Source organism: Bacteroides sp. 1_1_14 (assembly GCF_000162515.1).
GTDB classification, from domain to species: Bacteria; Bacteroidota; Bacteroidia; order Bacteroidales; family Bacteroidaceae; genus Bacteroides; species Bacteroides thetaiotaomicron.
On the sequence record NZ_GG774703.1, the window covers coordinates 845,998 to 867,008 of the forward strand.

Here is a 21,011-nt window from a genome sequence, read left to right on the forward strand (position 1 = left end):
ATACGGCACGCACATGACTGCGAACAGGAAGAATGTCCGGCGGGGTGAGATCTGGAGCATCCAGGGGGTTAACTGTCCGATCAGGTACGTCCTATCCACAGGGCGAATCCTGCAATGGACATCGCCAGTCCGCGCACCTTGGTGGGGTACATCTCCGAGAGGAGCACGAACACCACGGCACAGATGGAGACGGCACAGCAGAATACATAGAACAGGAAGAAAACAAGCAGGAAGAGGCTGGATACTCCCCAGGAATCACCGAAGAGGAAGTAAATGCCGATCAGCAGGAGGGAGACAACCATCCCCGAAACTCCGTAATAGACCAGTTGCTTGCGGCCGACCCTGTCAATGATCACAAGAGCAAGAACGGTGGTCAGAGTGTTGACTAGTCCTACGAGAACTTGGTAAAAACGCAAGTTTGTCGCTTTGACTGTTAAATATATGCAGAGAAAATCTTATCTTTGCCTTCGTTAAACTAACTAATACCCCCATTTATGAAAAGAAATCATTATTTATTTACCCTTATTCTCTTGTTAGGGTGCTCTATCTTTGTGAAAGCTTCAGACACCGTTTTTGTACATCAGACGCAAATTCCCATTTTAATTGAGCGGCAGGATAACGTATTGTTCTACTTTCGTTTAGATGCAAAAGAAAGCCGGATGATGGATGAGATCGTTTTGGATTTTGGAAGGAGTGTCAATCTGTCGGATGTACAGGCTGTCAAACTCTATTATGGCGGTACGGAAGCTTTACAAGATAGAGGAAAGAACAGATTTGCACCTGTTGATTATATCTCCAGTCACCGTCCGGGGAATACATTGGCAGCAATACCATCTTATTCGATAAAATGTGCGGAAGTCTTGCAGCCTTCTGCAAAAGTTGTTTTGAAGAGTCATTATAAGTTGTTCCCGGGGATTAATTTCTTTTGGATCAGCTTGCAGATGAAGCCGGAAACTTCTCTTTTCACTAAAATAAGTTCCGAACTTCAATCAGTGAAGATAGATGGAAAAGAAGCCATTTGTGAAGAACGGTCACCGAAAGACATTATTCATCGAATGGCAGTGGGTGTCCGCCACGCCGGTGATGACGGTTCGGCTTCTTTCCGTATTCCCGGATTGGTAACTTCAAATAAAGGAACGCTGCTTGGCGTATATGATGTCCGTTATAATAGCAGTGTCGATCTGCAGGAATATGTAGATGTCGGTTTGAGCCGAAGCACGGATGGCGGTAAAACATGGGAAAAGATGCGCCTTCCTCTTTCGTTCGGTGAATACGATGGTTTGCCTGCTGCACAGAATGGAGTAGGGGACCCTTCTATTTTGGTAGATACCCAAACGAATACAATTTGGGTTGTTGCCGCATGGACACACGGAATGGGTAATCAACGTGCCTGGTGGAGTTCTCATCCCGGAATGGATCTATATCAAACGGCACAACTGGTGATGGCAAAAAGTACGGATGACGGTAAAACCTGGTCGAAACCGATTAATATAACCGAACAAGTAAAAGACCCTTCTTGGTATTTCTTGCTTCAGGGACCGGGACGGGGAATAACAATGAGTGATGGAACTTTAGTATTCCCTACTCAGTTTATCGACTCTACCCGTGTACCTAATGCCGGTATCATGTATAGTAAAGACCGCGGAAAAACATGGCAGATGCACAACATGGCACGCACCAATACAACCGAAGCGCAAGTAGTAGAAATAGAGCCCGGAGTGCTGATGCTGAATATGCGGGATAACCGTGGAGGAAGCCGTGCTGTGGCAATTACAAAAGATCTGGGCAAGACATGGACAGAACATCCTTCCTCTCGGAAGGCCTTGCAGGAACCTGTATGTATGGCTAGTTTGATCCATGTGGAAGCTAAAGATAATGTACTTGATAAAGATATTCTTTTGTTCTCGAATCCGAATACGACCAGAGGACGCAATCATATAACTATTAAAGCTAGCCTGGACGATGGGCTGACCTGGCTTCCCGAACATCAGTTAATGCTGGATGAAGGAGAAGGCTGGGGATATAGCTGTCTGACAATGATTGATCGGGAAACGATTGGTATCTTGTATGAGAGTAGTGCAGCCCACATGACATTTCAAGCTGTAAAACTGAAAGATTTGATTCGATGAAAAGTCTTCGAATCTTTTTGGGGATTGCATTTTTATTCCATACCTTATATATATTGGGGGCAGATCATTTGCGTCTGCTTCCCCAACCTCAGCAATGTGTGCTTGCAAAAGGATATTTTGTCATGGGGAAAATGCAGCTTTCCACTCCTGTGCTTTCGCAGGAATGGAAGCAGCTTGTGACGGAAATGGGAGGTACTCTGACTGATCAGTCGGCATCCTCTATCAATATAAAATTGGTTGATGCGATTGACAACGTACCTGTCAATCAGGATGAGGCTTATCGTCTGACTATTACTCCAAAGGCAATTACTGTGGAGGCTGTAGCAGAGCGTGGAGTATATTGGGCGATGCAAACGTTATATCAACTAAAAGAAGAAAAGGGAAAGAAAATCCGACTGCAATGTGGTACTATCACTGATTGGCCGGCTTTCAGGATTCGGGGTTTCATGCAGGATGTAGGGCGTAGCTACTTGTCTTTGGAGGAGTTGAAACGTGAGATAGCCATATTATCCCGATTTAAAATCAATACCTTTCATTGGCACTTGACGGAAAATCAGGCATGGCGTCTGGAAAGTAAAATCTTTCCGATGTTGAATGATAGTGCGAATATGACTCGTATGGCGGGTAAATATTACACGTTGGAGGAAGCGAGAGAGTTGACCAAGTTCTGTAAAGCTCATCAGGTACTGTTGATTCCGGAGATTGATATGCCCGGACATAGTGCGGCATTTATCCGTACTTTCCGTCATGATATGCAAAGTCCGGAAGGAATGAAAATCCTGAAACTCCTGCTGGATGAGATTTGTGAAACGTTTGATGTTCCATATCTCCATATTGGAACAGATGAAGTGCATTTTACCAATCCGCAGTTTGTGCCCGAAATGGTGGCTTATATCCGTGATAAAGGGAAAAAAGTGATTTCCTGGAATCCCGGATGGAAGTATAAGACGGGTGAGATCGACATGATGCAACTTTGGAGTTATCGTGGCAAAGCCCAACAAGGTATTCCCGCTATTGACTCCCGTTTCCATTATTTGAATCATTTTGATATGTTCGGCGATATAATTGCTCTATACAATAGTCGGATTTATAATGCAGATATGGGAAGTGATGACCTTGCCGGAGTCATTATGGGTATCTGGAATGATCGTTTAATCGACAAAGAGTGGAATATGGTTCTGGAAAATAACTTTTACCCGAATATGCTGGCTATCGCAGAGCGTTCATGGCGGGGAGGAGGAACTGAATATTTCGATAAGCAGGGAACAATTCTTCCTGTAGATGAAAACTCTGAGGTCTTTCGTAATTTTGAGGACTTCGAAAGTCGTATGTTATGGTATAAAGAGCATCTGTTTAAAGGGTATCCATTTGCCTATGTCAAACAGACTCATGTAAAATGGAACATTACAGATGCTTTTCCAAATGAGGGGGATCTGACTAAAGTTTTTCCACCGGAAGAAGAGCTGAAAGATTCATATACCTATGAAGGGAAGCAATATGGAGTGCGTTCTGCCATAGGAGCCGGTATCTATCTTCGGCACGTATGGGGTAAAATTGTGCCGGCTTTTTACAAAGATCCACAGGAGAATCATACTGCTTATGCTTACACGTATGTCTATTCTTCTAAAACACAGGAAGTAGGCTTATGGGCTGAATTTCAGAATTATGGACGTTCAGAGAATGACCTGCCGCCATTGCCGGGAAAGTGGGATTATAAAGAAAGCCGTATCTGGATTAATGATCAGGAAATACTGCCCCCGGTATGGTCTGCTACTCATCTCGTGAAAAGCTCGGAAACAGCCTTAGGTAATGAGAATTGTGTGGCACGTCCGCCACTACGGGTTCATTTGCATAAAGGCTGGAATAAGGTATTGCTGAAACTGCCTGTCGGCAAATTCTCAACGAATGAAGTACGATTGGTTAAATGGATGTTTACTGCAGTATTTGTGACTCCTGACGGTGATAAGGCCGTAGAAGGGCTGATCTATTCTCCGGAAAAGAAAATGTAATTGACTTTTATATGATGAAAAATGTATTATTGATTGTTGTTTCCATCTTGTTTATTACAGCAGCGAGTGCACAGGAAAATCGTATTAAAGTTGCCTGCATTGGGAATAGTATCACCTATGGTTATGGATTGCCCGACCGGACTACACAATCGTATCCGGCGCAATTACAGAAGATGTTGGGAGAGTCTTATCAAGTCGAAAACTTCGGCAAATCGGGTGCTACCTTGTTGAATAAAGGGCACCGGCCTTATATGCAGCAAGATGAGTATCGCAGAGCGATCGACTTTGGCGGAGATATTGTGGTTATTCATTTGGGCATCAATGATACAGATCCCCGTGATTGGCCCGATTATCGTGATTTCTTTGTGAAAGATTACATTGAATTGATCGATTCTTTTCGGGCGGCTAATTCTAAAGTCCGGATTATGATTGCCAGACTTACGCCTATTGCCGATCGGCATCCTCGTTTCCTGTCAGGGACACGTGACTGGCATGGAGAAATACAATTGGCTATTGAGAATGTGGCACGCTATACCGGAGTACAGTTGATCGACTTTCATGAGCCGTTGTATCCATACCCTTTCATATTGACGGACGCCGTACACCCTGATCCCGAAGGAGCGTTTATTATGGCTCAGACCGTATATTCCGCCATTACCGGAGATTATGGCGGACTGAAAATGTCGTTGCTTTATACAGACAATATGGTATTGCAACGGGATGTTCCGTTGACGGTTCAAGGAATTGCCAATGCCGGGGACCGGGTTACTGTAAGCATAGCCGACCGGCAAATGAAAACAAAAGCAGGTCTGAATGGAAAATGGTCGGTAACGCTGCCTCCTTTAAAGGCGGGTGGTCCTTATACCTTAAAGATCTCAACGGATGAGACGGGTTTTCAATATCAAAATGTGTTAGCGGGTGAAGTCTGGCTTTGTTCTGGTCAGTCAAATATGGAGTTTATGCTGAAACAGGCTTCGACTGCCCGAGCCGATATTCCACGTGCCGTAGATCAGCAACTTCGTTTGTATGATATGAAAGCACGTTGGCGCACAAATGCCGTCGAATGGGAGGCGAACGTACTTGATTCGTTGAATCATCTCCAATATTATAAGGATACGGAATGGAAAAATTGTACTCCGGCGACAGCTTCTGATTTCTCGGCAATTGCATACTATTTTGGTAAGATGCTAAGAGATAGTCTGAATGTTCCGGTTGGATTGATTTGCAATGCCGTTGGAGGATCACCTACAGAAGCCTGGGTAGATAGAGCTAGTTTGGAATATCAGTTTCCCGCCATTTTAAAAGACTGGACTAAAAATGATTTTATTCAGGAATGGGTGCGCGGACGGGCTGCTTTGAATATAAAAAAGTCAGCAAATAGCCAGCAGAGGCATCCGTATGAGCCTTGTTATTTATATGAGTCGGGGATTCGGCCTTTGGAACAGTATCCGATACGAGGAGTAATCTGGTATCAGGGAGAATCGAATGCACATAATTGGGAAGCTCATGAAAAATTATTTAAACTGCTCGTGAATAGTTGGCGGAAGAATTGGAATGATGCCTGCCTGCCTTTTTATTATGTACAATTATCCAGTTTGAATCGCCCTTCCTGGCCTTGGTTCCGTGATAGTCAGCGTAGAATGTTGAATGAAATTTCTCATATCGGAATGGCTGTATCCAGCGATCATGGTGATTCTCTGGATGTGCATCCTATCTGTAAGAAACCTGTGGGAGAGCGTTTGGCGCGAGGGGCTTTGAATAAAACGTATCAGAAAAATGTCATTCCTTCCGGTCCTTTATTTCGTGGTGCAAACGTTCGCGGTGGGAAAGTCTTTTTATCTTTTGATTATGGAAAAGGGATGCGGAGTTCAGACGGAAAGCCTTTACAATGCTTTGAAGTAGCGGAATATGATGGTATCTATTATCCGGCAACGGCTGAGGTTGTAGGAGACCAGGTGAAGGTGTATAGTAAAGAAGTGCCAAATCCCCGCTATGTACGTTATGGCTGGCAACCTTTTACGCGGGCTAATCTGATCAATCGGGAAGGACTGCCTGCTTCGACATTTCGTGCCGAATTTTCGATGAAATGAGATATTTTGTAGCTTCAATAGGAAATATTTAACAAAAAAGCAATATCTTTACTCCGTTAATATCTAATGCCCCCACTATGATCTTAAATTTGACAGGAAAGATAGCCCCGATAGCATGTGGATTGCTATGTTGCTGTAGTATGGTTTATGCTCAAGGTAATGACACTTCGGAAGTCATGCTACTGGATACCGGTTGGGAATTTTTCTCAATCAGGGACTGAAAAGTGGATGCGAGCCACGGTTCCTGGTACGGTTCATCAGGACCTGATCAGTCATGAATTACTGCCGAATCCTTTTTATGGGATGAATGAAAAGAAAATTCAATGGGTGGAGAATGAGGACTGGGAATATAGAACCTCCTTTATAGTCTCCGAAGAGCAATTGAATCGTGACGGAATCCAACTTATTTTCGAAGGTCTTGATACCTATGCAGACGTATATCTCAACGGCTCATTACTGCTGAAGGCTGATAATATGTTTGTGGGGTATACACTTCCTGTAAAATCTGTGTTGCGGAAGGGCGAGAATCACTTATATATTTATTTCCATTCACCTATTCGGCAAACGTTGCCACAATATGCTTCCAATGGCTTCAATTATCCGGCGGATAACGATCATCACGAGAAACATCTTAGTGTGTTCAGCCGTAAGGCTCCGTATAGTTACGGTTGGGACTGGGGCATCCGAATGGTGACAAGTGGTGTCTGGCGCCCGGTTACTCTTCGTTTTTACGACATAGCTACCATATCTGACTACCATGTCAGACAATTATTGCTGACAGATGAAAACGCTCGTCTGTCTAATGAACTGATTGTAAACCAGATCGTTCCTCAGAAAATTCCGGCTGAAGTAAGGGTCAATGTATCGTTGAATGGAACTACCGTTACAGAAGTAAAACAGCAGGTGACCCTGCAACCCGGGATAAATCATATCACTCTTCCTGCTGAAGTGACGAACCCTGTACGATGGATGCCAAATGGTTGGGGAACTCCGACTCTGTATGATTTCTCGGCTCAGATAGCTTGTGGAGATCGGATTGTTGCGGAACAATCTCATCGTATTGGTTTACGAACGATTCGTGTGGTAAATGAAAAAGATAAGGACGGAGAATCTTTTTATTTTGAAGTCAATGGCATACCGATGTTTGCCAAAGGAGCTAATTATATTCCTCAGGATGCACTGCTGCCTAATGTTACTACGGAACGCTATCAGACTTTGTTCCGTGACATGAAGGAGGCCAATATGAATATGGTTCGTATATGGGGCGGTGGGACATATGAGAATAATCTTTTCTATGACCTTGCCGATGAGAACGGGATACTTGTCTGGCAGGATTTTATGTTTGCGTGTACTCCTTATCCATCCGATCCTACTTTCCTGAAACGGGTAGAGGCGGAGGTTGTTTACAATATTCGCCGTCTTCGGAATCATGCCTCTTTGGCGATGTGGTGTGGTAATAATGAAATACTGGAAGCTCTGAAATATTGGGGTTTTGAGAAGAAGTTTACTCCGGAGGTTTATCAAGGATTAATGCATGGTTATGATAAACTGTTCCGTGAGCTGTTGCCTTCAATGGTTAAAGAATTTGATTCGGATCGTTTTTATGTGCACAGTTCGCCTTATCTCGCTAACTGGGGGCGTCCGGAGTCATGGGGGACAGGAGACAGTCATAATTGGGGAGTCTGGTACGGAAAGAAGCCATTTGAGTCTTTAGATACTGATTTGCCGCGTTTTATGAGTGAATTTGGTTTCCAGTCATTTCCGGAAATGAAAACCATTGCTGCTTTTGCTGCTTCTGAAGATTATCAGATTGAGTCTGAAGTGATGAATGCGCATCAGAAGAGTAGTATTGGTAATTCGTTGATCCGTACTTATATGGAACGTGATTATATTATTCCCGAAAGTTTCGAGGATTTTGTGTATGTCGGATTAGTCTTGCAAGGACAGGGGATGCGGCATGGACTGGAAGCTCACAGACGCAATCGTCCTTATTGTATGGGGACATTGTATTGGCAGTTGAACGACAGTTGGCCGGTAGTATCCTGGTCAAGTATTGATTATTATGGTAATTGGAAGGCATTACATTATCAGGCAAAGCGTGCTTTTGCACCGGTCTTGATCAATCCTATACAGCAGAATGACAGTTTGAGTGTTTATCTGATCTCAGACCGGCTTGATACAATGGAGCAAATGACATTGGAAATGAAAGTCGTGGATTTTGATGGAAAAACGCTGGGTAAGAAGATACAAGTACATTTGTTGGAAGTTCCGGCAAATACTTCAAAATGTGTTTATCGTGCAAAACTGGATGGCTGGCTGACTCCCGAAGACTGCCGACGTAGCTTCTTGAAATTGATACTCAAAGATAAATCGGGACATCAGGTGGCTGAGAGCGTCCATTTTTTCAGAAAGACGAAAGATTTGCAACTTCCTCCGACATCAGTATCCTATCAAATGAAGCAGACGGATGGTAAATGTGAATTGACTCTCTTTTCATCAATGTTGGCAAAAGATATTTTTATTGAGACTCCATTGCAAGGAGCCCGTTACAGTGACAACTTCTTTGATCTCTTACCCGGAGAACGTAAGAAAGTAATTATCACTTCTCCCCGGATAAAGAAGGGAGAAGAATTACCTGTCAATATCAAGCATATTCGAGAAACCTATAAATAAAACTAATTTATTAACTACTAACACCTAATTTTTATTTTATGAAACAACTCCTAAAATTAACAGGATGTGTGGCACTGGCAGGACTGATGAGCTCTTGTGGCTCGGTACAAGAAGAAGCCAATTATCAGATTATCCCATTGCCACAAGAAATTGTAACATCGCAAGTAAACCCCTTTATTTTGAAAAGCGGTGTGAAAATCCTTTATCCGGAAGGAAATGAGAAGATGCAGCGTAATGCGCAATTTTTGGCTGATTATCTGAAGACTGCAACCGGAAAAGACTTTTCGATTGAAGCCGGAACTGAAGGTAAAAATGCTATAGTGCTGGCGTTAGGCTCAGAAGTAGAAAACCCTGAATCTTATCAGTTGAAAGTCACCGATCAAGGTGTCACGATAACTGCCCCTACAGAAGCCGGAGTTTTCTATGGTATTCAGACTTTGCGTAAATCATTGCCTATTGCTTTGGGTGCTGATGTAGCATTGCCTGCTGTTGAAATTAAGGATGCTCCTCGTTTCGGTTATCGTGGTGCACATTTCGATGTTAGTCGTCATTTCTTCACAATTGATGAAGTGAAGACTTATATTGATATGCTGGCTTTGCACAACATGAACCGTTTGCACTGGCATATCACTGACGATCAGGGATGGCGTCTGGAAATCAAGAAATATCCGAAGTTGACGGAAATAGGTTCTCAAAGATCGGGAACGGTCATCGGACGTAACTCCGGTGAATATGACAATACACCCTATGGTGGATTCTATACACAGGAACAGGCTAAGGAAATTGTAGATTATGCCGCAGAACGTTATATCACTGTTGTTCCTGAGATTGACCTTCCGGGACACATGCTGGCTGCCCTTGCCGCTTATCCGGAATTGGGTTGTACCGGTGGACCGTATGAAGTTTGGAGACAATGGGGAGTAGCCGATGATGTACTTTGTGCCGGCAACGATCAGGTTCTGAAATTCCTGGAAGATGTATATGGCGAATTGATTGAAATCTTCCCTTCAGAGTATATCCATGTAGGTGGTGACGAATGTCCGAAGGTAAGATGGGAGAAATGTCCGAAATGTCAGGCACGTATCAAAGCGTTGGGCTTGAAATCGGATAAGAATCATAGTAAGGAAGAACGTTTGCAGAGTTTCGTTATCAATCATATAGAGAAGTTCTTGAACGATCACGGACGTCAGATTATCGGTTGGGATGAGATTCTCGAAGGCGGACTTGCTCCTAATGCAACAGTTATGTCATGGCGTGGCGAAAGTGGAGGTATTGAAGCTGCCAAGCAGAAACATGATGTGATCATGACCCCGAACACTTATCTGTATTTTGATTATTATCAGGCTAAAGATACTGAAAATGAACCTTTCGGTATCGGAGGTTATTTGCCGATGGAAAGAGTGTACAGCTATGAGCCGATGCCGGCTTCCCTTACTCCGGAAGAACAGCAGTATATAAAAGGTGTACAGGCCAATCTCTGGACAGAGTATATTGCTACTTTCTCTCATGCTCAATATATGGTCTTGCCTCGTTGGGCTGCTTTGTGTGAAGTCCAGTGGTCAACACCTGATAAGAAGAACTACGAAGATTTCTTGTCTCGTCTTCCACGACTGATTAAGTGGTATGATGCAGAAGGATATAATTATGCAAAGCACGTATTTGACGTAAAAGCAGAATTTACTCCGAATCCGGCTGATGGTACTTTAGACATTACACTTACTACAATTGACAATGCACCAATCCACTACACGCTAGATGGTACAGAGCCGACTAGTACTTCTCCCGTTTATGATGGTGCTTTGAAGATTAAGGAAAATGCAGACTTCTCGGCTATAGCTATTCGTCCTACTGGAAATAGTCGTGTCGTTTCTGAGAAAATCGATTTCAGTAAATCAAGTATGAAGCCGATTGTTGCTAATCAGCCGGTGAATAAACAATATGAGTTCAAAGGTGTCTCTACGTTGGTAGATGGCTTGAAAGGAAATGGTAACTATAAAACCGGACGCTGGATTGCATTTAGAGGAAATGATATGGATGTGACTATTGATCTCAAACAACCAACAGAGATTTCAAGCGTTGGCATTTCTACTTGCGTAGAGAAGGGAGATTGGGTTTTTGATACAAGAGGACTCTCTGTAGAAGTTTCAGAAGACGGCACAAACTTCACGAAAGTGGCATCTGAAGCTTATCCTGCAATGAAGGAAACTGATAAAAATGGTGTTTATGACCATAAACTAACATTTACACCTGTAACTGCACAATATGTGAAAGTTATAGCTTCACCCGAGAAAAGTATTCCGGAATGGCATGGTGGTAAGAGTTATCCAGGCTTTTTATTTGTAGACGAAATCACAATTAATTAATGAATATAAGAAAGAGATACACTAAAGTTTGTCTTTTCTTATGGGTAATCGGGATGTGTCTTTGTGCACATCCCATTAATGCACAGTCCGTAATTCCTGTTCCCTTAAAGATGGAACAGGGTACGGGCTCTTTTTTACTCTCTGAAAAAACAAAGCTTTATACAAACTTACAAGGAGAAGAAGCTATTCTTCTGGGCGACTATCTGAAAACTGCATTACCTGTACAATTTAAGGAAGGGAAAAAGAAAGATAAACAGAATGTCTTGTCTTTATTGATAACAGAAAAGAATCCTCAGTTGGTGTCACCGGAAAGTTATATATTATCCGTTACTCCTAAACATATTCTGATTCAGGCTTCTTCCGGTGCTGGGTTGTTTTATGGAATTCAGACACTGTTGCAATTATCTCAGCTTTCGGGCACGGGTTATTCTATAGTTTCTGTTGAAGTACAGGATACCCCTCGTTTTGCTTATCGTGGGATGATGCTGGATGTCTCCCGCCACTTCTTCTCTAAAGAATTTGTGAAGAAACAGATAGACGCATTGGCATTTTATAAACTAAACCGTTTGCATTTGCATTTGACGGATGCGGCAGGATGGAGACTTGAAATAAAGAAATATCCTTTATTGACGGAATTTGCCGCCTGGCGTACTGATGCCAACTGGAAGAAGTGGTGGAATGGCGGACGGAAATATCTCCGTTTTGATGAGCCCGGTGCTTCCGGTGGTTATTATACTCAGGATGACATGAAGGAGATTATTGCATATGCGCAGCAGCATTATATCACAATCATTCCTGAAATCGAGATGCCTGCTCATTCAGAAGAAGTATTGGCTGCTTATCCGCAACTCTCCTGTTCGGGTGAACCTTATAAAAACGCAGATTTTTGTGTTGGAAATGAAGAAACATTCACTTTCTTAGAAAATGTGCTTACTGAAGTAATGGAGCTTTTTCCATCGGAATATATTCATGTAGGAGGCGATGAGGCTGGTAAGGCGGCTTGGAAGACTTGTCCGAAATGTCAGAAAAGGATGCAGGATGAACATCTTTCTAATGTAGACGAGCTACAAAGCTATCTGATTCATCGTATTGAACTGTTTCTGAATGCACATGGACGTAAGTTGCTGGGTTGGGATGAAATTCTTCAAGGTGGTCTGGCTCCTAATGCTACTGTAATGTCATGGCGTGGCGAAGAGGGAGGTATTGCTGCTGTCCGTTCCGGTCATCAGGCAATTATGACTCCCGGTCAATATTGTTATTTGGATAGTTATCAGGATGCTCCGTATTCTCAGCCGGAAGCCATCGGAGGATATTTGCCATTGGAGAAGGTTTATTCATATAATCCGGTTTCAGATTCTTTAACTGTAGAACAGGCAAAACTTGTTTATGGTGTGCAGGCAAATCTATGGGCAGAATATATCCCCACTCCGGAGCATATGGAATATATGATATATCCTCGTATCCTTGCTTTGGCAGAAGTGGCTTGGTCGGCTCCCGAACGTAAATCATGGACAGACTTTCATAATCGTGCATTGAAAGCAGTTGATGATTTGCAAGCGAAAGGATATCATACTTTTGATCTTAAAAATGAGATAGGAAGTCGTCCGGAGTCTTTGAAGCCGATAAGTCATTTGGCTGTGGGGAAAAAGGTGATTTATAATGCTCCGTATAGTCCTCACTATCCTGCGCAGGGAAATACAGCTCTTACTGATGGTATTCGTGGCGACTGGACTTATGGAGATGGATCCTGGCAAGGTTTTATCGATAAAAAGCGATTGGATGTTACCATTGATATGGGTACGGAAACTGCTGTCCATTCTGTCTCTGCTGATTTTATGCAAGTGGTAGGGGCAGAGGTCTTTTTGCCTGAATCTGTCACTATTTCCATTTCTGATGATGGAGCAAACTTCACAGAATTGAAACAATATACTTTTGAAGTAAATAGAAAAGAAGCTATTAAATTTATTAGTATTTCATGGGAAGGCAGTGCTGAAGGACGGTATATACGTTATCAGGCTCGTGCCGGAGAAGAGTTTGGCGGATGGATATTTACAGATGAAATAGTAGTGAAATAATCAGATGTATAATTTATGACTATAAATATTAGATACTTATTAGGAATAGCCCTCCTTTTTTCTTTCTCTGTGATCAGTGCACAAGTACGAACCTCGTATACTTTTGAGAAAGGGTGGAAGTTTACACGTGAAGATAATGCTGATTTTATTCAGCCTGACTATAATGATATCAAGTGGCAATCTGTGGTAGTACCCCATGACTGGGCTATTTATGGACCTTTTGGTATAGATAATGACAGGCAATTGACAGCCATTGCGCAAGACGGACAAAAAGAAGCGATGGAACATGCCGGACGTACAGGTGGTCTTCCTTTCGTCGGAGTGGGTTGGTATCGGCTGAATTTTGATGCTCCCTCTTTTGTCAAAGGGAAAAAGGCTACATTGATTTTTGACGGAGCTATGAGCCATGCTCGTGTGTATATTAACGGTCAGGAGGCTGGTTATTGGCCTTATGGATACAATACCTTTTATCTGGATGTAACTCCCTATCTGAAAGAGGGGACAAAGAATACTTTAGCTGTTCGTTTGGAGAATGAGACAGAATCTTCCCGTTGGTATCCGGGAGCCGGACTTTACAGAAATGTACATCTGGTAGTAACGGAAGATGCTCATATTCCGACATGGGGTACACAGTTAACTACTCCGGTAGTGAAGGATGATTATGCGAAAGTGAATATAAAAACGACTTTGGTCGTACCTTCCGGAAAACAGTTTGATGCATACCGTATAGTGACTGAACTTAAAGATAAGGATGGAAAAGTAATAACTACTGATGAAAAACAAGGTTCCCGTTTTGATGATAATATCTTCAGTCAGGAACTTGTTGTCAGTCGTCCGGCTTTATGGAGCCCGGAAACTCCTGTTCTTTATCAGGCTGTCTCTAAAGTCTATGAAGGCAATATACTGAAGGATGAATATACAACATCTTTCGGTATTCGTACTATTGAGGTCATTCCCAATAAGGGCTTTTTCTTAAATGGAAAGAGAACTTCATTCAAAGGCGTATGCAATCATCATGATCTCGGCCCCTTGGGAGGCGCTGTGAATGATGCTGCTATTCGTCGTCAGATTCGTATTTTGAAAGATATGGGTTGTAATGCGATTCGTACTTCTCATAATATGCCTGCTCCTGAGTTAATCAGAGCTTGTGATGAGATGGGAATGATGGTGATGGCGGAATCGTTTGATGAATGGAAGGCTATGAAGGTTAAGAACGGCTATCGTCATGTTTTTGACGAATGGGCAGTAAAGGATTTGACGAACTTGCTACGTCATTATCGTAATAATCCGAGTGTGGTGATGTGGTGCATCGGAAATGAGGTTCCCGAACAATGGGATGGAAATAAAGGACCTAAAATGTCTTATTTTCTACAGGAACTTTGTCATCGTGAAGATCCGACACGTCCTGTCACACAGGGGATGGATGCGCCGGATGCTGTAGTCAATAATAATATGGCGGCAGTAATGGATATTGCGGGATTTAATTATAGGCCACATAAATATCAGGAGAATTATAAAAAACTTCCTCAACAGATAGTCTTGGGTAGTGAGACTGCTTCTACGGTTAGTTCGCGTGGAGTATATAAATTCCCTGTTACCCGGCAATGGATGAAGAAATATGATGATCACCAGTCTTCTTCTTATGATGTGGAGTCTTGTTCATGGTCCAATCTGCCTGAGGATGATTTTATTCAGCATGAGGACTTACCTTATTGCATAGGAGAGTTTGTTTGGACAGGATTCGATTATCTGGGTGAACCGACTCCCTATTATACAGATTGGCCCAGTCATTCTTCACTATTTGGAATTATCGATTTAGCAGGGCTGCCCAAAGACCGTTATTATCTCTATCGTAGTCACTGGAATAAAGAACAGGAAACACTTCACATTCTTCCTCACTGGAATTGGGAAGGACGAGAGGGAGAGATAACTCCTGTCTTTGTATATACCAACTATCCTTCAGCCGAATTATTCATCAACGGAAAGAGCCAAGGGAAACGTACCAAAGACCTTTCCGTAACCATTGATAACAGTGCTGACTCTGTTTCCATCATGAACCTGAAGCGTCAGAGCCGTTACCGCCTGATGTGGATGGATACAAAATATGAGCCGGGTACGGTGAAAGTCGTGGCTTATGATGCTGACGGGAAAGCTGTAGCTGAAAAAGAACTCCATACAGCCGGTAAACCGGATCATATTGAATTGGTAGCCGATCGTAATGTAATCAAAGCGGATGGAAAAGATTTATCTTTTGTGACAGTGCGAGTGGTAGATAGAGACGGTAATCTGTGTCCGGATGCCTCACATGAAATCAGTTTCAAAGTGAAGGGAGAGGGTAGTTACCGTGCAGGAGCTAATGGTAATGCAGCTTCCTTGGAATCTTTCCAGCATCCGAAGATGAAAGTCTTCAGCGGTATGATGACTGCTATTGTATCTTCGACAGAGCAACCGGGCAAAATAACCCTTGAAGCTACGGGCAAAGGCTTGAAAAAAGGAGCCTTGATCATTGAAAGCTGTCAGGAAGCTAAGAAGTAAGAAATATCGTTGTAATATGTGTAATTCCTCTAAGTGTTTCATTGCGATACACTTAGAGGAGTTTTTGTTTAAGCAGGCAGGAGTTTAACATCTTTGCAGGCAAAATAAAAGCTGTAAAAGTATGTTCTTTTATTAAATTGTATTACTTTTGCATCGTTTTAGTACTGTATCCGTTTCTCTATGAACCTTGGTTCTTATATGGAGATAAGATAAAAAGGCTAAATCCTTAAGAGATGCGCTACTGCTTCATAAATGGATTTCATTTGTGAAAGTCAGGGCGCTTTTGTCTTTTAAGTAAGTGATGAAATAAAAAACAAGGGGTAATGGGTGATAATGAATGATTTGGACAAAGAACGACAAACAGAGGGAAGGAAGGCATGGTATGCTGTACAAACCTTCTATTGTAAAGAAGAACATTTGGGGAAATATTTGGAAAAAAAAGGGGTAAATTATTTTATTCCGATGCGATATATCGAGCATGAGACGCTTGATGGTAAAAAGCATCGGAAACTGACTCCAGCTGTACACAATCTGCTGTTTATCGAGAAAGAATTTACGGAAAAAGAACTTTTAGAAAGGGTAAAAGATTGTACTATACCTTTTTTGCTTGTTCGTGACCGGAGTACACGGCGGTGTTATGAGATTCCAGACTGTGAGATGTTGGAATTCCGTGCCGTATGCGATCCTAATTATAAAGGAACTCTTTATGTCGATACAGTAACAGCAGAAGCCCGTCCCGGACAAGCAGTTCGGGTGATCCGTGGCCCGTTTGCCGGACTTGAAGGCAAACTCACGCAATACAAGAAGAGCTATTACGTAGTTGTTACGTTAGCTACTATCGGCGTCATGCTACATATTCCCAAGTGGTATTGCGAAAAAATCAACTAATCATAACATTACGATCATCTGCTCAACACCTTGTTGTCGGACACTTCATGTCTGACCTTTAGAACTGTTTTTTTAATCTCGGAAGGTAATCTATTTATTTAATAAAATATTCAATTTTTTGAGTGGAAGGATATATACCCTGCCACTCAAATCTTGAGTACTAATAACAAATCAATGAAAGGAATTGTTTTAGCCGGTGGTTCAGGTACTCGTTTGTATCCGATCACAAAAGGAGTGAGCAAACAACTACTCCCTATCTTTGACAAGCCAATGATTTATTATCCTATTTCGGTATTGATGTTGGCTGGTATACGTGAGATTCTGATAATTTCGACTCCTTATGATCTTCCGGGCTTTAAACGTCTTTTAGGAGATGGCTCTGATTATGGTGTACGTTTTGAATATGCAGAGCAACCTTCTCCGGATGGATTGGCTCAAGCATTTATTATCGGAGAAGAATTTATCGGTAACGATTCCGTTTGTCTGGTACTAGGTGATAATATTTTCTATGGTCAGGGTTTCACCCATATGCTGAAAGAAGCTGTGCATACTGCAGAAGAAGAGAATAAAGCTACTGTTTTCGGATACTGGGTTGCCGATCCTGAACGTTATGGTGTTGCTGAATTTGATAAAATAGGGAATGTTCTGAGTATAGAAGAAAAACCTGTTCAGCCAAAATCTAATTATGCAGTAGTCGGTCTTTATTTCTATCCGAATAAAGTGGTGGAAGTAGCTAAAAATATCACACCATCTTCGCGTGGTGAATTAGAGATTACGGCGGTGAATCAGCAATTTCTGAATGATCAGGAACTTAAAGTGCAGCTGCTAGGTCGTGGATTCGCTTGGCTGGATACAGGAACTCATGATTCTTTATCCGAAGCCAGTACTTTTATTGAAGTTATTGAGAAACGTCAAGGGTTGAAGGTAGCATGCTTGGAAGGTATTGCCTTACGTCATGGATGGATTACTACTGATAAAATGCGCGAACTGGCCCAGCCTATGCTAAAGAATCAGTATGGACAATATTTGTTAAAGGTAATTGATGAGTTAACACAGAAATAAACTTAATACTTAATTTTCAAAATAATCACAGTGGAAGTTATTAAAACAGCTATAGAAGGTGTGTTCATTATTGAACCTCGTTTGTTTAAGGATGATCGTGGCTATTTCTTCGAATCTTTCTCGCAACGGGAATTTAACGAGAAAGTTCGTAAAGTGAATTTTGTACAAGATAATGAGAGTAAGTCTAGTTATGGGGTGCTACGAGGTTTACATTTTCAGAAGCCTCCTTATGCACAAAGTAAATTAGTTCGTGTTATTAAAGGTGCTGTTTTGGATGTTGCGGTAGATATTCGCAAAGGCTCACCAACGTTTGGAAAGTATGTGTCTGTAGAACTGACAGAAGATAATCATCGTCAATTTTTTATTCCTCGTGGTTTTGCTCATGGATTCAGTGTGCTGACGGATGAAGTTATTTTTCAATATAAATGTGATAATTTCTATGCTCCGCAAAGTGAAGGGGCTTTGGCATGGGATGATCCTGATTTGGGTATTGATTGGAGAGTTCCGGCAAATGAGATTGTTTTGTCTGAGAAAGATAAATACCATGAAAGATTACGAGATGCTTCTTGGCTGTTTGAACAATGAGAACTCATTATGTACTAGAAAGTCCTATAATGCTTATAAGCTATATAGTAAGTACCTGCAGAAACCTTTAGATTTTAAATAATCCTTTATTGTGGCTGAGAATATCTTACCAAACAATTCAAAACGTATAGCAAAGAACACATTATTTCTCTATATTCGGACATTTATTACAATGTTTATTAGCTTGTATACTTCGCGTGTAATATTGGAAGTATTGGGTATAGATGACTTTGGTATTTATAATGTTGTAGGTGGGTTTGTCGGGATGTTTTCTTTAATAAGTGCAACATTAACATCTTCTACACAACGTTTTATCACATTTGAATTAGGGAAAAAAGGTAAAAATAATAGTCAAGATGTTTTTTCGTCTGCCATATTGATACATGTAATAATTGCTTTTATAATTATTATACTTGCAGAGAGTATAGGCGTATATTTTTTAAATACTCAAATGAATATACCACTATCGCGATTAACTGCTGCTAACTGGATTTTTCAATTTTCGTTAATTACTTTTGTTGTAAATATTGTTAGTATTCCATATAATTCTACTATAATTGCTCATGAACGAATGACTGCTTTCGCTTCTATTACATTAATTGAAGCCTTATTAAAGTTGCTTATTGTTTATATGTTAAAACTATCTACTTTTGATAAATTGATAGTGTATGGAATTTTAATATTATCTGTTTCATTAGTTATTCGTATTGTTTATGGGGTTTATTGTTCGAGAAATTTTGTTGAATGTAAATTTAGACTAGTAAAGAAGAATCTTTATTATAAACAGATACTAGGGTTTTCAGGGTGGAATATTATAGGTACTTCATCTTCTGTTTTGGCAACTTATGGGATTAATGTCCTATTGAATATATTCTTTGGTGTAGCAGTAAATGCAGCTAGAGGCATTGCAGCACAGGTTGATAATGCAGTAAATCAATTTGTCGGCAATTTTATTATGGCACTTAATCCACAAATAACTAAATCTTACGCATCTGGTGATCGGGAATATATGATAAAACTTGTAGTAAGTGGTTCTCGTTACTCTTTTTATCTCTTGTTTATTATGGTTATACCAATTTTGTTTGAAACAGAATATGTGCTTACATTATGGTTGAGAAATGTTCCGGAATATACGGTTGTTTTTGTACAGTTATCTTTGATATATATGTTATGTCAATCTTTATCAAACACTTTATTTACTGCAATGTTGGCTACTGGCAATATTCGGAATTATCAAATAGTTGTGGGCGGATTGGCTTTAATGGCATTTCCACTTTCATATGCTCTTTTTAAAATGGGATTTGCTCCATCATATTGTTACTATATATCTATTTTTATTTCTGTTTCTTGTCTAATAGCTCGCCTGGTTATGTTGCAGAGAATGATAGGATTGCCTATGCGCATATTTTTAAAAGATGTTGTTTTAAGAGTGCTATTTGTCTCTATTTTATCATTGGTAATCCCATGTCTTATTATTAATTTAATGCCACAGGGCTTTGTACGTTTAATGGTGCTTTCCTTTGTTTCATTGATGACTATAAGCATTGTAATATTGTATATAGGCATAACAAAGAATGAACGTGTCTTTCTCATAACATATATCAAAAATAAAATTCATAAGAAATAATGGGAGATTATTCTAATATTCGTGACAAAGCATTGGCTTACTATGTTGGATATTCAACGGATAAAGAAATACGTCATAAAGCTTCTTCAGGGGGAGTTGGAACAGCAATTATTAAATATCTCTTTTCATTGCCTGAATATAGTACTTCCATAACTTTTGTTTATGACAAAGAGAAGTGTGGCTATATTCTAAAACTTATTCACAGTTTTGATGAATTTAATATTTGTGGTAGTATTTATCAAGATATAGATATATTTTCTTTTATAAAAAATAATTTATCAAATATCAAAGATGGTATTGTGTTATCCTGTATGCCTTGTCAAGTACGGGGGATACGTTCTATTTTGAATAAGAACAATATTAGGAATTTTATATTGTCCTTTTGCTGTTCGGGTCAGACAACTATTGAGGGTACATGGCTTTGTTATCGATATATGGGAATTGATAAAAATAAAGTAGAAAATATGCAATATCGAGGAAATGGTTGGCCAAGTGGTATGCAAATAAGATTGTCTAATGGTGAAACTATATATAAAGATAACTATACAAATCCATGGAAACTGATGCACCAGTCAAAATTATTTCGACCGAAACGTTGCTTGATGTGCAAAGAAGATATTAGCTATAAAGCAGATATATCATTAGCAGACCCTTGGCTAGAGAAATACAAAGAAAATGATCGAATTGGTAATACAATGTTTTTAGTCAATACAGAAATTGGATTATCTTTTATCGAAGAGATGAAAAAACAGTTTGCCCTACAAGTCATTGATTCTTCTGCAGAAGATTATATGAATGCACAAGGGCATACTGTAAAAGCGAAAATGTATGCATTTCAAGAAAGAAAATTGAATGATATATTGTCAAAAATGGGGAGTAATGTAATTTATAAAACTATTGTCACATTCTCTCCGTCTATGCTTAAACTTCATATGTTTATCATTCGGGTTATTCATAAACTAATAAACTGAGATA

General features: G+C 40.7%; 11 protein-coding genes and 2 pseudogenes. 12 read left to right on the forward strand and 1 reads right to left on the reverse strand.

What is annotated here, in order from left to right:
• Window positions 1–410, reverse strand: a pseudogene (locus HMPREF9007_RS25955) (MFS transporter); the annotation flags it as partial.
• Between the two features lie 84 nt (window positions 411–494).
• On the opposite strand from HMPREF9007_RS25955, the gene HMPREF9007_RS17785 reads away from it, so the two are divergent.
• The 12 genes and pseudogenes from HMPREF9007_RS17785 (at window position 495) to HMPREF9007_RS17730 (ending at window position 21,007) form a co-directional block, all read left to right on the forward strand.
• A complete protein-coding gene (locus HMPREF9007_RS17785) occupies window positions 495–2,129 on the forward strand; it encodes a sialidase family protein (RefSeq protein WP_008760741.1) in 1,635 nt (544 codons plus the stop codon).
• Window positions 2,126–4,138 (forward strand): family 20 glycosylhydrolase, encoded by a 2,013-nt coding sequence (locus tag HMPREF9007_RS17780; RefSeq protein ID WP_008760742.1) that lies wholly within the window; start codon window positions 2,126–2,128, stop codon window positions 4,136–4,138. Before HMPREF9007_RS17785 ends, HMPREF9007_RS17780 begins: the two co-directional genes overlap by 4 nt.
• A 14-nt stretch (window positions 4,139–4,152) precedes the next feature.
• Window positions 4,153–6,228: a GDSL-type esterase/lipase family protein gene (locus HMPREF9007_RS17775; protein WP_032850247.1), complete on the forward strand. Its 2,076-nt coding sequence runs from the start codon at window positions 4,153–4,155 to the stop codon at window positions 6,226–6,228.
• Window positions 6,229–6,305: 77 nt separating this feature from the next.
• A pseudogene (locus tag HMPREF9007_RS17770) lies at window positions 6,306–8,901 on the forward strand (glycoside hydrolase family 2 protein).
• Window positions 8,902–8,939: 38 nt separating this feature from the next.
• Complete coding sequence (locus tag HMPREF9007_RS17765; RefSeq protein ID WP_008760745.1) at window positions 8,940–11,264, forward strand: glycoside hydrolase family 20 protein; 2,325 nt, start codon at window positions 8,940–8,942, stop codon at window positions 11,262–11,264.
• Window positions 11,264–13,339: a family 20 glycosylhydrolase gene (locus HMPREF9007_RS17760; protein WP_008760746.1), complete on the forward strand. Its 2,076-nt coding sequence runs from the start codon at window positions 11,264–11,266 to the stop codon at window positions 13,337–13,339. Before HMPREF9007_RS17765 ends, HMPREF9007_RS17760 begins: the two co-directional genes overlap by 1 nt.
• 15 nt (window positions 13,340–13,354) lie before the next feature.
• Complete coding sequence (gene galB / locus HMPREF9007_RS17755; RefSeq protein WP_008760747.1) at window positions 13,355–15,874, forward strand: beta-galactosidase GalB; 2,520 nt, start codon at window positions 13,355–13,357, stop codon at window positions 15,872–15,874.
• Between the two features lie 333 nt (window positions 15,875–16,207).
• On the forward strand, window positions 16,208–16,762 hold the full coding sequence (locus tag HMPREF9007_RS17750) for a UpxY family transcription antiterminator (RefSeq protein WP_008766024.1): 555 nt from the start codon (window positions 16,208–16,210) through the stop codon (window positions 16,760–16,762).
• A gap of 174 nt (window positions 16,763–16,936) precedes the next feature.
• Window positions 16,937–17,824, forward strand: coding sequence for a glucose-1-phosphate thymidylyltransferase RfbA (gene rfbA / locus HMPREF9007_RS17745; RefSeq protein ID WP_008760749.1), 888 nt, complete (start codon window positions 16,937–16,939; stop codon window positions 17,822–17,824).
• Between the two features lie 30 nt (window positions 17,825–17,854).
• On the forward strand, window positions 17,855–18,409 hold the full coding sequence (gene rfbC, locus HMPREF9007_RS17740; protein ID WP_008760750.1) for a dTDP-4-dehydrorhamnose 3,5-epimerase: 555 nt from the start codon (window positions 17,855–17,857) through the stop codon (window positions 18,407–18,409).
• A gap of 91 nt (window positions 18,410–18,500) precedes the next feature.
• Window positions 18,501–20,036: an oligosaccharide flippase family protein gene (locus HMPREF9007_RS17735; protein WP_008760751.1), complete on the forward strand. Its 1,536-nt coding sequence runs from the start codon at window positions 18,501–18,503 to the stop codon at window positions 20,034–20,036.
• Complete coding sequence (locus tag HMPREF9007_RS17730) at window positions 20,036–21,007, forward strand: Coenzyme F420 hydrogenase/dehydrogenase, beta subunit C-terminal domain (RefSeq protein ID WP_008760752.1); 972 nt, start codon at window positions 20,036–20,038, stop codon at window positions 21,005–21,007. The genes HMPREF9007_RS17735 and HMPREF9007_RS17730 overlap by 1 nt, the downstream gene beginning before the upstream one ends.
• Window positions 21,008–21,011: the final 4 nt, after the last annotated feature.

Coding starts and splice junctions, on each gene's coding strand:
- HMPREF9007_RS17785 (WP_008760741.1), top strand. CDS start 495: ATGAAAAGAAATCATTATTTATTTACCCTTATTCTCTTGTTAGGGTGC.
- HMPREF9007_RS17780 (WP_008760742.1), top strand. CDS start 2,126: ATGAAAAGTCTTCGAATCTTTTTGGGGATTGCATTTTTATTCCATACC.
- HMPREF9007_RS17775 (WP_032850247.1), top strand. CDS start 4,153: ATGAAAAATGTATTATTGATTGTTGTTTCCATCTTGTTTATTACAGCA.
- HMPREF9007_RS17765 (WP_008760745.1), top strand. CDS start 8,940: ATGAAACAACTCCTAAAATTAACAGGATGTGTGGCACTGGCAGGACTG.
- HMPREF9007_RS17760 (WP_008760746.1), top strand. CDS start 11,264: ATGAATATAAGAAAGAGATACACTAAAGTTTGTCTTTTCTTATGGGTA.
- galB (WP_008760747.1), top strand. CDS start 13,355: ATGACTATAAATATTAGATACTTATTAGGAATAGCCCTCCTTTTTTCT.
- HMPREF9007_RS17750 (WP_008766024.1), top strand. CDS start 16,208: ATGAATGATTTGGACAAAGAACGACAAACAGAGGGAAGGAAGGCATGG.
- rfbA (WP_008760749.1), top strand. CDS start 16,937: ATGAAAGGAATTGTTTTAGCCGGTGGTTCAGGTACTCGTTTGTATCCG.
- HMPREF9007_RS17730 (WP_008760752.1), top strand. CDS start 20,036: ATGGGAGATTATTCTAATATTCGTGACAAAGCATTGGCTTACTATGTT.